Annotated in this window: 9 protein-coding genes; 3 read left to right on the top strand and 6 right to left on the bottom strand. The window is 68.7% G+C overall.

All coding sequences use genetic code 11. The features are described from left to right. Nucleotides 1-52: 52 nt before the first annotated feature. The gene (locus tag DK368_RS15055) at nt 53-1,609 is read left to right on the top strand and encodes a dynamin family protein (RefSeq protein ID WP_114394798.1); all 1,557 of its coding nucleotides are present in this window, start codon (nt 53-55) and stop codon (nt 1,607-1,609) included. A gap of 325 nt (nt 1,610-1,934) precedes the next feature. On the opposite strand, the gene DK368_RS15050 is transcribed toward DK368_RS15055, so the two are convergent. Next, complete coding sequence (locus tag DK368_RS15050; protein WP_114394797.1) at nt 1,935-5,426, bottom strand: indolepyruvate ferredoxin oxidoreductase family protein; 3,492 nt, start codon at nt 5,424-5,426, stop codon at nt 1,935-1,937. Nucleotides 5,427-5,779: 353 nt separating this feature from the next. Between DK368_RS15050 and DK368_RS15045 the strand changes: the two genes are divergently transcribed. Together DK368_RS15045 and DK368_RS15040 are read left to right on the top strand one after the other, a co-directional pair. Further along, on the top strand, nt 5,780-6,088 hold the full coding sequence (locus DK368_RS15045; RefSeq protein ID WP_114394796.1) for a carboxymuconolactone decarboxylase family protein: 309 nt from the start codon (nt 5,780-5,782) through the stop codon (nt 6,086-6,088). A 109-nt stretch (nt 6,089-6,197) separates the two neighbouring features. Beyond that, entirely contained in the window at nt 6,198-6,671 is a 474-nt protein-coding gene (locus DK368_RS15040) for an RNA pyrophosphohydrolase (protein WP_114394795.1), read from the top strand. A gap of 45 nt (nt 6,672-6,716) precedes the next feature. Here the strand turns inward: DK368_RS15040 and DK368_RS15035 are convergent, their stop codons facing one another. The 5 genes from DK368_RS15035 to atpD form a co-directional block, all read right to left on the bottom strand. Beyond that, nucleotides 6,717-7,865 carry a serine hydrolase domain-containing protein gene (locus DK368_RS15035; RefSeq protein ID WP_114394794.1) on the bottom strand — a complete coding sequence of 383 codons (1,149 nt, stop codon included), beginning with the start codon at nt 7,863-7,865 and terminating at the stop codon, nt 6,717-6,719. A 116-nt stretch (nt 7,866-7,981) separates the two neighbouring features. Then, the gene (locus tag DK368_RS15030; protein WP_162306049.1) at nt 7,982-8,992 is read right to left on the bottom strand and encodes a patatin-like phospholipase family protein; all 1,011 of its coding nucleotides are present in this window, start codon (nt 8,990-8,992) and stop codon (nt 7,982-7,984) included. Between the two features lie 129 nt (nt 8,993-9,121). Further along, nucleotides 9,122-9,949, bottom strand: coding sequence for a ferritin-like domain-containing protein (locus DK368_RS15025; protein ID WP_240002517.1), 828 nt, complete (start codon nt 9,947-9,949; stop codon nt 9,122-9,124). Nucleotides 9,950-10,104: 155 nt separating this feature from the next. Continuing rightward, nucleotides 10,105-10,533 (bottom strand): ATP synthase F1 subunit epsilon, encoded by a 429-nt coding sequence (atpC, locus tag DK368_RS15020; RefSeq protein ID WP_114394791.1) that lies wholly within the window; start codon nt 10,531-10,533, stop codon nt 10,105-10,107. A 173-nt stretch (nt 10,534-10,706) separates the two neighbouring features. Then, on the bottom strand, nt 10,707-12,137 hold the full coding sequence (gene atpD / locus DK368_RS15015; RefSeq protein WP_114394790.1) for a F0F1 ATP synthase subunit beta: 1,431 nt from the start codon (nt 12,135-12,137) through the stop codon (nt 10,707-10,709). Nucleotides 12,138-12,179 lie beyond the last annotated feature (42 nt).

The raw sequence follows: 12,179 nt of genomic DNA, 5'->3' as shown, positions 1-12,179 counted from the left end.
TGTCCGTCCCGGCCGGTCCGGGGCGTGGGCGACAGACGGGGACCCGCGAGCCATGGCCAACGCCGCCACCCTCCGCATCAAGAATCTGCGCAGCCATCTGGGGGCCGAGAATCCCGACCTGGTGCCTCTGGTCGATGCCTATGCCCGCATGGACGGGGTGCTGCGGCGGATGCGCCTGTTGCAGCGGGAGGAGACGCTGACCAACCGCATCGGCTGGTGGCCGGTGGTCAGCGCCGTCGGCCTCTACTCCTCCGGCAAATCCACCCTCATCAACGACCTGCTGGGGCAGACGGTGCAGCGCACCGGCAACCAGGCGGTGGACGACAAGTTCACCGTGCTCTGCCACGGGACCGAACTGCGGGAACTGCCCGGCACGGCCCTGGACGCCGATCCCCGCTTCCCCTTTCACGCCATGGGCAACGAGATCGAGAAGGTGGCCCCCGGCGAGGGCAAGATGGTGGACCGCTATCTGGCCCTGAAGACCGTGCCCAGCGACCGGCTGCGCGGGCTGATCCTGGTGGACAGCCCCGGCTTCGACAGCGACAAGTACCGCGATGCCACCCTGCGCCTGATCGACCATATCCTCGACCTGTCCGACCTGACGCTGGTGCTGTTCGATGCGCGCAAGCCCGAGCCGGGGGTGATGCGCGACACGCTGGACAAGCTGGTGGCCCGGGTCAAGGACCGGGCCGACGCCAACAAGTTCCTGTTCGTGCTGAACCAGATCGACGCCACCAGCCGCGAGGACAATCTGGAGGAGGTGGTGGGGGCCTGGCAGCGGGCGCTGGCCAGCGTCGGCATCGCCGGCGGCCGCTTCTATTCCGTGTTCAGCGAGAAGGCGGCCGATGGCAGCACCGTCACCACCCGCCTGCGTGAGATTCGCGCCCGCGACATGGAGGAGATCGCCCGCCGCATCCGCGAGGTGCCGTCGATCCGCGGCTACCGCGTGGCCAACGGGCTGGAGGCGGTGTCCAAGGACCTGCGCGAGGAGGTGGTGCCGCTGCTGACCCGCGCCCTGAAGCGCTGGCGCACCGTGGTCAATGGCGTGACCTGGGCCGCGCTGGCGGCGGCGGTGGCCGCCGGGCTGCTGCTCTGGCTGTTCTACGGCCCGCCGCCGGACCTCATCTTCGACAGCCCCTGGCCCAGTCTGGTGGCGGTGGGGCTGCTGCTGGCGGTGCTGCTGATCCGCCAGGTCACCGCCCGCTTCATGACCCGGCGGCTGGCGGCGGAGCTGCCGGCGCTGTTCGGCGGCTTCCAGCTGCGCCTGCGCGACGCCTTCGTCGCCTCCACCCGCTGGGCCCTGCTGCGCAAGCGGCCCAAGGGCTGGAGCGGCTGGACCGAACGCCGCCTGCGCGGCATCCATGACACGGTGCTGGCGGAGGTGCGCAAGCTCAACGACCGCTTCGCCCGCCCCGGCGCCCCGCCCGCGTCTGCTCCGGACGGCGAACCCGTTCCACGGACGGCCGACACCCCCGCCCCGGTCCCCCGCGCTCCGGACCGCCACGCTCCCGACCGCCACGCTCCCGACCAGCGCCCGACGGACTCCGGTATTACGGTCGTGCGCGACGACCGGGCAGGCCAGAACCGCCCGGGCGCCGCCCTGCCCTGACTGCGCGCCGCCAACGCATCAGCCCCTGCCCCTAGTGGACAAAAATCCTATTTCGTGCTTCCCTGATCTGGACCGCCTGACGGCGGCCCGGATCTTGGACAGGGTGAAAAGACAGGCGGACGGCGCGGCAAAGGCGACAGGAGACGAAAATGTGGACCCATGTCACCTTAAGGACCACAATCCCATAAAATCAGCGGCTTGCGGCGCAACACCCGTCACCTTAGCGTCACCTTAAGGTTACGTTAGTCGCCTTTGCGTCGCCCCGGGGTTACCTTTGCGTCGCCTTTGCACGGCCAGTGTCACTGCCGGTCGGGATGGCCGCGGCCTATTCCGCCGCCTGAGCCACCGGCGGCGCCGGGGGGCGGCGCCAGGCGGAGAGGAGGTCGGCTTCGCGGGCCTTGGCCTTGGCCAGGTTGGCTTCCTTGACGTGACCGAAGCCGCGGATGGCGTCGGGGATGGTGGCGATCTCCACGGCCAGGGCGTAGTTGGCCGGGGTCAGGCCGGACAGCAGCTCCTCCACCACGGCGCGGTACGCCTCGATCAGCTGCCGCTCCATCACCCGCTCGGGATTGCGGCCGAACGGGTCGAGCCGGGTGCCGCGCAGGCGCTTCAGCCGGGCCAGGATGCGGAATCCGGTCAGCATCCAGGGACCGTATTCCTTTTTCACCAGCCGGCCGCTGGCGGGATCGCGCGGGGCCGTGGCCGGCGGGGCCAGATGGAACTTCAGGCGGTAATCGCCCTCGAACTGGCTGGCCACCTGCTTCAGGAAGGACGTGTCGGTGTAGAGGCGCGCCACCTCGTACTCGTCCTTGTAGGCCATCAGCTTGAACAGGGCGCGGGCCACGGCGCGGGACAGATCCTCGCGGCCGGGCGCCAGGGCGGCCTCGCGCGCGCGGACCTTCTCCACCAGGGCGCGGTAACGGGCGGCATAGGCGGCGTCCTGATAGCCGGTCAGGAACTCCACCCGGCGGGCCAGCATCTCGTCCAGCGTGTCGGACACGCGGCGGTGGGCGGTGAGGTCGCCGTCCGCGGCCTTGGGGAAGGCGGCCTCCAGCACGCGGGGCAGGTCCAGGGCGGCGCGGCGGCCCCAGCGGAAGGCATCGGTGTTCATCTTCACCGCCGCCCCGTTCATCTCGATGGCCTTCTCGATGGCGGCGGCCGAGGTGGGCACCAGCCCCTTCTGCCAGGCATAGCCCAGCAGGAACAGGTTGGTGGCGATGCTGTCGCCGCAGAGCGCCGTGGCGATGCGGGTGGCATCCAGGGTGAAGACGCGGTCGGCGCCGCCGACCGCCTGGCTCACGGTGCGGGCCAGGCTGTCGCCCGGCACGGTGGCATCGGGGTTGGTCAGGAAGGCGGCGGTGATGGTGTCGGTATGGTTCAGCACGGCGCTGGTGCGGCCGGCCGCCATCTTCGACAGGGCGTCGGCATTGGCCGCTACCACCAGATCGGCGGCCAGCACCAGATCGGCGCCGCCGGCGACGATGCGGTTGGCATGGATCTGGTCCGGGCGCTCGGCGATGCGCAGATGGCTGGTGACGCTGCCGCCCTTCTGGGCCAGACCGGCCATGTCCATGGCGGTGAAGCCGCGGCCCTCCAGATGGGTGGCCATGCCCAGGATGGCGCCGATGGTGACGACGCCGGTGCCGCCGATGCCGGTGACCAGGATGTTCCAGGGCCGGTCCAGCACGGGGATCGCCGGTTCCGGCAGATCGCCCCAATCGGCGCCGCCGGCCGCGGGCCTGGGCTTCTTCAGCTGCCCCCCCTCCACGGTGACGAAGCTGGGACAGAAGCCCTTGAGGCAGGAGAAATCCTTGTTGCAGCTGGACTGGTCGATCTGGCGCTTGCGGCCGAATTCCGTCTCCACCGGGGTGACGGACAGGCAGGAGGATTGCTGGGAGCAGTCGCCGCAGCCCTCGCACACCAGCTCGTTGATGACCACGCGCTTGGCCGGGTCGGGGAACTTGCCGCGCTTGCGGCGGCGGCGCTTCTCGGCGGCGCAGGTCTGCTCATAGATCAGGATGGAGACGCCGGGCACGGTGCGCAGATCGCGCTGCACCTGGTCCAGCTCATCCCGGTGGTAGATTTTGGTGCCGTGGGGCAGGCCCTGGCCCAGCCCGTACTTCTCCGGCCCGTCGCTGACCACGACGATGCGGGAGACGCCCTCCGCATCCAGCTGCTGGGCGATGTCGTGTACGGACAGGGTGCCGTCCACCGGCTGGCCGCCGGTCATGGCCACGGCGTCGTTGTAGAGGATCTTGTAGGTGATGTTGACCTTGGCGGCCACGGCGGCGCGCACCGCCAGGATGCCGCTGTGGAAATAGGTGCCGTCGCCCAGATTGGCGAAGACATGGGTGTCCGTCACGAACGGGGCCTGGCCGACCCAATGCACGCCCTCGCCGCCCATCTGGCTGAACAGGTCGGTGTTCCGCCCCATCCAGGTGACCATGTAGTGGCAGCCGATGCCGGCCAGCCCGCGGCTGCCCTCGGGGATCCTGGTGGAGGTGTTGTGCGGGCAGCCCGAGCAGTAGAAGGGCGTGCGTGCCACCGTGGCGGCCGCGGTGGTGCGGGCCTGCTGCGCCTCGATGCGGGCCAGCCGCTCGGCGATGTGGGAGTCGGGGCCGAAGCCCAGCAGGCGCTGGCCCAGCACCCGGGCGATGTCGATGGGGTTCAGTTCCGCCTTCTCGGTAAAGAGCGGCCGGCCGGTCTCGTCGGTCTTGCCCAGGATGCGGGGGCGGCGGGACCAGTTGAACAGCTGTTCCTTGATCTGCGCTTCCAGGACGGCGCGCTTCTCCTCCACCACCAGGATCTCCTCGGTGGTCTCGGCGAAGGCCTGGATGCCCTGGGGCTCCAGCGGCCAGGCCATGGCCACCTTGTAGATGCCGAGGCCCAGCCGGCGGGCCATGGCCTCGTCGATGCCCAGCTCTTCCAGGGCCTGACGCACATCGAGATAGGACTTGCCGATGGTGACCAGCCCCAGGCGCGGCCGCTCATGTCCGAACACCACCCGATCCAGCCGGTTGGCGCGGGCGAAGGCGCGGGCGGCCGGCAGCTTCCAGTCCAGCATGCGCGCCTCCTGGATCAGCGGCGTGTCGTGCAGGCGGATGTTCAGCCCGCCGGGCGGCAGGGCGAAATCCTCGGGCTCGACGATGGACAGGCGCTCGGGATCGACCTGGACGATGGCCGTGGTGTCGATGGTGTCGGCGATGGCGGTGAAACCGACCCAGAGGCCGGCATAGCGGCTCAGCGCCCAGCCGATCAGGCCGTAATCCAGGAATTCCTGCACGCCGGCCGGATTGATGACCGGCATGAAGGCATGCATGAAGGCCTGGTCCGACTGGTGCGGCAGGGTGGAGGATTTCGAGGCGTGGTCGTCACCGGCGATGGCCAGCACGCCGCCGAAGCGGCTGGTGCCGGCGAAATTGGCATGCTTCAGCGCATCGACGGAACGGTCGACGCCCGGCCCCTTGCCATACCAGATACCGAAGACGCCATCGACCTTGGCCCCGCCCCAGAGATTGACCTGCTGGCTGCCCCAGACCGCCGTGGCTCCCAGCTCCTCATTGACGCCCGGCTGGAACTGGATGTTGCCGTTGGCCAGGAAGCGCCGGGCCTGCCACAGCGCCTGATCATAGGCGCCCAGCGGCGAGCCGCGATAACCCGAGATGAAGCCGCCGGTGTTGCGCCCGGCCGCCCGGTCGCGCTGCCGCTGCAGCAGCGGCAGCCGCACCAGCGCCTGGGTCCCGGTCATGAACACCCGGCCCTTGTCGAGGGCGTACTTGTCGTCCAGCGATACGGTGGCCAGCGTGCGGTCTGCCATCGTCGACGTCCCCTTCCCTGTGGCGGGCCTTCTGGCCACACCCGTCCCTGTTATCTGGGGCAGATGGTAGGGGAGAAAATAGGTCAATGCCACTGACTTATTTTCAGTCCGAAGCAGCGCAGCAACCGTCGTGGATCGTGCAAAAATCCGGTGCAATGATCCGATATATTGCTGCTGCGGTGCGGCTTTGCGCCGCAGCGCTGATTCCAGCGCCTCTGCCGGGATCGCAGATGTGCGTCCGGTGGTCTCCGGGCTGGCGAAAGACGGGGTTGGCGGCTCCCCCGGTCCCGGCCACTGTGGACAACTGGCCGGCGACGGATACGGCCGGAGGAACAACCCTGGAGGACACGCCGATGTACGACATGCAGAACATCAAGAAGCTGGGCACGCTGGGCAAATTGGCACCGGAGGCCATGGAGGCGTTCAAGGCCTTCGACCAGGCCGCCCTGGCCGACGGGGCCATCCCCCGGAAATACAAGGAGCTGATGGCCCTGGCCGTGGCCCTGACCACCCAGTGCCCCTATTGCCTGGAGATCCACCGCAAGGCGGCCCTGGCCGCCGGCGCCACCGAGCAGGAAATGGCGGAAACCACCTTCCTGGCGGCGGCCCTGCGCGCTGGCGCCGCCGTGACCCACGGCACCCATCTGGTGGATCACGGCTGAGGCGCGGACTACACTGCGGGTGGGGATGGGCACTGGTGCCCATCCCCTCACCACTCCCACGACCGCCGGCCCCGTGGCCTGCCCTCTGCACCTGATTGGACCCGCGTTGATGACCGATGCGCCCCTTCCCTACCGCCGCAATGTGGGCATCATGCTGCTGAACCGGGCCGGACTGGCCTGGGTCGGGCGGCGCAAGGACACGCCCGATGCCTGGCAGATGCCGCAGGGTGGCATCGACCCGGGTGAGGACCCGCGTACCGCGGCCCTGCGCGAACTGGAGGAGGAGATCGGCACCGCCCGGGTGGCGGTGCTCGGCGAAACGGCGGGCTGGCTGCGGTACGAGTTCCCGCCGGAGCTGCAGCGCAAGGGCTGGATGAAGCGCTTCGCCGGGCAGGAGCAGAAATGGTTCTGCTGCCGCTTCCTGGGCCGGGATGCCGACATCAACCTGGAAACCGAGCATCCCGAGTTCGATGCCTGGCGCTGGGTCCCGGTGGAGGATCTGGTCGGGCTGATCGTGCCGTTCAAACGCGCCATCTACGAATCCGTGGTGGCGGAGTTCCGCCCGCTGGCCATACCGGGCTGACGGCCCGGACCGGGGCCGATCCCACCCCGGAGGCTTGCCAGGCAGTTACGGCTGACGCAGCAGGCGCAGACGGTCCATGCCCTCCGCCGTAGCTGCTTCGCCGGCGGAACCGCCCACATTGGTGGCCAAGGCCATGGCATAGCCGCGGCCCGGCACCACCCGCGCCGTCAGCATCCACAGCGTGTTCGATCCGGCATGGCCATAGGCCGGCCGGCCGCCGGCCCAGTCGGGCCTGCGCACGCCCCAACCCAGGGCATAGTCGGATAGGCCTGGCGTCAGCAGCCGGCGCCAGCTGTCGGCGCCGAGGAAGTCGTCCTTGCCATCGGCCCCGTCCAGCACCCGCTTCAGGAAGCGGCCATAGTCGCGCAGGGACAGGTGTACCGTCCCGGCCGGGCCAAGGGCCGGCGGATTGTCGGCCTTGCCGCCGGCCGGATCCATGGGCGTGACGCCGGTCAGCCGCGACAGCAGGCCGGCCTGATGGCCCCAGGGCTGGTCGCCGCCGGTCGGGGCACCGAAGCCGGCGCTGTCCAGCCCCAGCGGCTGGAACAGCTCCGTGCGCATGAGGTCCTCCCAGCTGCGGTCGGTACGGCGCTCCAGCATGGCCCCGGCCATGACGTAGCTGGCATTGGAGTAAGCCCAGGCACTGCCCGGTGGCGTGACCGGGCTCGCCCCCGTCACCTCCCGCACCAGGGCCAGACGCAGGTCCGGCAGGGGCCGGTCGTTGCGCCAGAAATCGGCCCAGACCGACAGGCGGGAAATGTCCTCCGGCACACCGGCCCGCATGCCCAGCAGCATCTCCAGCGTCACCGGTGCCCAGGCCGGCTGCATGGCGGCGGCAAGGTCGGGAAAGACCTCCGCCAGCGTGGTGTCCCAGCCGATGCGGCCCTGCTCCACCAGCCGCGCCGCCAGGACCGCCGTCATCGCCTTGGTGTTGGAGCCGATATGCCAGAGGTCATCCGCCGTCACCCGATCAGGCTGGCCGCGGCGGCGCAGGCCGGTGGCGGCCACCTCGACACGGCCATCGGCATGGACGATGGCGGCCCCCAGGGCCGGTACGCCGTTGTGGCTGCGGATCAGCTCCAGCTCGGCCTCCAGCCCGCCGGCGGAGACCGGTTGCCCTTCCTCCGCCAGCCCGAGACCGGGCCTGGCCAGCAGCAGAACCCCCAGCACCGCCAGAAACCGCCCCACGCCCATTGACCCTACTCCCGCGCCGAGAACCACTAAGGATCGTGCAAAGGTGGTCAGCCGCAGCCAGAACGCAAGAGGCGGAGACGAAAGAGGCGACGATGCCCGGGCCGCGGCGCCGCGGATCAGCCATGGACGGCCAGCCAGGACTCGGCCTGAGCCCTGCCGAGGGACTTCAGGGCGATGAGATGCTCCAGATCGGCGCGCAGCCCGTCGGCCCCCAGGGCCGCCGCCGCATGGGCATCGATGGCCAGCCGTTGCAGGGCGCCGGCGCGGCCCAGACGGGCCAGTGACTCGTCGGCCCGCTCATATTCATCCTCCAGCGCCCGGCTGAAGACGATCTGGCTGAGACGGGCCTGGATTGCCGGAGCGGTAACCGGTGTTTCGCCGCTCCCGACGGGCAGAGCCTGCACCAGCAGGATGGGAGAGCCGGCCGGCAGCAGCGGCCGGATCGGCGGATTCAGGGTGAAGCCACCATCCCAGTACGCCTCGCCCCCGATCTCCACCGCCCGGTGCAGCATGGGCAGGGTGGTGGAAGCCAGCAGTGCGTCAAGATCGATGTCGTCATTGTCGAACAGGCGGGGCCTGCCATCACGGACCCGGGTGGTGGAGATGACCACCCGAGGCGCGTCGGCGCGGCGCAGGGCGGTGAAGTCCAGCTCCTCCTCCAGAATGGTGCGCAGGGGATTGAGGTTCAGCGGATTGAGCTGATAGGGCGACAACAGACGGGAGGTGAGTCGGAAGGCGGTGGAACCAACGCTCCGGGCCAAACCGGCCCCCGGCAGGTCCAATCCCAGCAGGCCGCTGCCGGCGGTACCGACCCGTGTCCAGATGCGGGCCAGGCGGTCGCGCGCACCCTCGGCTCCGCCCGCAGCCCAGCCGGTGGCGAGCGCCACGGCATTGACCGCGCCGGCACTGGCCCCGGTCAGGCCCAATGGCTGGAAGGCCCGCTCCTCCAGCAACCGCTCCAGCACGCCCCAGGTGAAGGCACCGAAGGCGCCGCCCCCCTGCAAAGCCAGAGCCAGTCCGCCGGCGGGTGGGGCCAACGGGAGGGGCGCCGACGGTGCTGCGACCGGCGCAGCATTGGCCGCCGTGATCCGCCGCGCCCAGCGGCGCAAGACTCCCAGGAGTGCCATGGATACGCCCCCGCCGGCTCCCAGCGGCATGACGTCATGCCGCTGCCGGGTTCACACTGTGGCGGTGGGCGCAGGCGGCAGCAAGCGGGAAAGACCCCGGGACCGGGGCCTCTGTCCTGACCGCCGATATCAGGCCGCCAGCCTGCCTTCGGCACGCTTGCGCATGCGGTTATAGGCGAACTTGGCCGCCATATCATGCAGCCAGCCCTGAGGCTTCAGACCACTGGCCTTGAACACCATGGCCACCATGCGGTCGAGATGCTGCGGGCGGTAATAGCTGTAGGCCAAGCGGGTATATTCGCTGTAGTTCTCCGCCCGGTCATAGGGACGAGTCCAGTGGTTGGCCGCATAATAGGCGTAGGACAGCTCGTCGTCCTCCGTCTCATTGATGCGCGACAGGCTGATCCACAGGCGCTGCAGCCGGCCCAGCTTCTCCTGCTCCAGATAGTGCTTGAGGTAGTCGTAGAACAGCTTGTAGTGGCGCAGCTCGTCCGCCGCGATCAGACGGCAAATCTCCTTGAACACCGGCTCCTCCGTCGAGTCGCCCAGCGCCAGATAATAGCTGCTGGTGCCGGTCTCGACGATGCAGCGGGCCACCAGTTCACCGGAGCGGGAACCGCGTGTGGACGCGGTCTGCTCGGTTTCGATCTTGTAGCCGTCGCGGAAGCGCTTCACCGCATCCTGAAAATTCCAGCTGGGATCGATGCGCTCGGCCCAGCGGCCCAGGGCCTCGCCATGCTGCACCTCTTCCACCGCCCAGTCGCGGGCCACCTGCTGGAACTCGGGGTCGTCGTGGAAGACGTTGCAGAGATACTCGGCGTAGATATGGCCGTTGTACTCGACCAGAGCCGCAGCCTTGGCCACCCGCAACGTCTCCGGCGCAACCTTGGACGGGTCCAGTGTGTCCCAGGGGAGTTCGTCGATGGTCCAGTGCTTGTAGGCCATGTTCCGCGCCATGCCGTTGTTACAGTTTGAAGTCAGCTCGTTTTAACAGGCTGCGACCGGTTTGCACTCCGCCAGATTGGGATGCAGATCAAAAAAAGCAACAGGGCAAAAAACAAACGGGGGCGTTGTCGCCCCCGTTCCGAATACACATCCCGGCGAAGGAGCGATCAGTGCAGAACGGTGCCCTGAAGGTCCAGCTTGGCCTGGGCCACGGCGGCTTTCTGCTCGGCAGCCTTGCGCTCGGTCTCACTCTGGGCCGCATCGGCCTCGGCGCGGGCCGCCTGCAACGCCGACTCCAGGGCCGCACGGTCAAGGCCGCGCAGCGTGTCCACATCACCGGCTTCCTCGGCCAGCACGGTGACGCGGCGACCGGTCACCTCGCAGAACCCGCCGGCCACGAAGATGCGGCGGCTGATGGTCGTCATGTCGTTGTCGTAGACGTCGATGACGCCCGGCTTGATGGTGACGATCATCGGCGCGTGGTCGGGCAGCACGCCCAGCATGCCATCGGCGCTGGGGACGACCACCATGAACACCGGCTGCGACACCAGCAGCTTTTCCGGCGACACCAGTTCGAACTCAACCTTGTCGACCATGGCTCAACCCTCAATCCTCGGTCCCGCCGTCCAGAACAGAGACCGGCCGCGGGCCAGTCCCCGGGCCGGCGCCGGGTAGAAAAAACCCTCTCCACCGGGGGAGAGGGAGAACACCCGCCCCCGGACCGGGGACGGGAGGGCGGACCCGCCGTAGCAGGCCCGCCCGTTCCGACTTACGCCGCTTCGGCGGCCATCTTGCGGGCCTTCTCCACGGCCTGCTCAATGGTGCCGACCATGTAGAAGGCGGCTTCCGGCAGGTGGTCGTACTCGCCGTTGACGATGCCCTTGAAGCCCTTGACCGTGTCTTCGATCGACACCAGCACGCCCGGAGTGCCGGTGAACACCTCGGCCACATGGAAGGGCTGGGACAGGAAGCGCTGGATCTTGCGGGCGCGGGCCACGACCAGCTTGTCCTCTTCCGACAGCTCGTCCATGCCCAGGATGGCGATGATGTCCTGCAGCGCCTTGTACTGCTGCAGCACCTGCTGGACCTTACGGGCCACGCTGTAATGCTCTTCACCGACGATGCGCGGGTCCAGAGCACGCGAAGTGCTGTCCAGCGGATCCACGGCCGGGAAGATCGCCATTTCGGCGATGGCACGGCTCAGCACCGTGGTGGCGTCCAGGTGGGCGAAGGAGGTGGCCGGCGCCGGGTCGGTCAGGTCGTCGGCGGGCACGTAGATGGCCTGCACCGAGGTGATCGAACCCTTCTTCGTGGAGGTGATACGCTCCTGAAGCGCGCCCATGTCGGTGGCCAGCGTCGGCTGGTAGCCCACCGCGGAGGGAATACGGCCCAGCAGCGCCGACACCTCAGCACCCGCCTGGGTGAAGCGGAAGATGTTGTCGACGAAGAACAGCACGTCCTGACCTTCCTCGTCGCGGAAATACTCCGCGAGGGTCAGGCCGGTCAGGCCGACGCGGGCACGGGCCCCGGGCGGCTCGTTCATCTGCCCGTAGACCAGGGCCACCTTGGAGCCCGGGCCGTCGGTCTTGATGACACCCGACTCGATCATCTCGTGGTAGAGATCGTTACCCTCACGGGTACGCTCACCCACACCGGCGAAGACCGACACGCCACCATGGGCCTTGGCGACGTTGTTGATCAGTTCCTGAATGGTCACGGTCTTGCCGACGCCGGCACCACCGAACAGGCCGATCTTGCCGCCCTTCAGGTACGGAGCCAGCAGGTCGATGACCTTGATGCCGGTGACGAGGATCTGGGCTTCCGTCGACTGCTCGGCGAATTCCGGTGCCTCGCGGTGGATCGGATAGAGCTTGTCCAGGACCACCGGGCCACGCTCGTCCACCGGCTCACCGATGACGTTCAGGATGCGACCCAGCGTGTGCGGGCCGACCGGCACAGTGATGGGGGCACCGGTATCGGTGACCTCCTGGCCGCGCACCACGCCATCGGTGCTGTCCATGGCGATGCAGCGGGCGGTGTTCTCGCCCAGGTGCTGCGCCACCTCGAGCACCAGGACCTTGCCGTCATTATGCGCATGCAGGGCGTTCAGGATCGGCGGCAGATCACCAGGGAACTGCACGTCCACGACGGCGCCCAGCACCTGCGTGATACGGCCGACCGCGTTGCTCGTAGTAGCCATGGGGTAAGCTCCCTCGGAACCAAACGTCTCGTGTTCGTCTCG

Source organism: Oleisolibacter albus (genome assembly GCF_003336875.1).
Classification (GTDB): Bacteria; Pseudomonadota; Alphaproteobacteria; order Azospirillales; family Azospirillaceae; genus Niveispirillum; species Niveispirillum album.
This window is presented reverse-complemented; position numbering and strand designations above follow the sequence as displayed.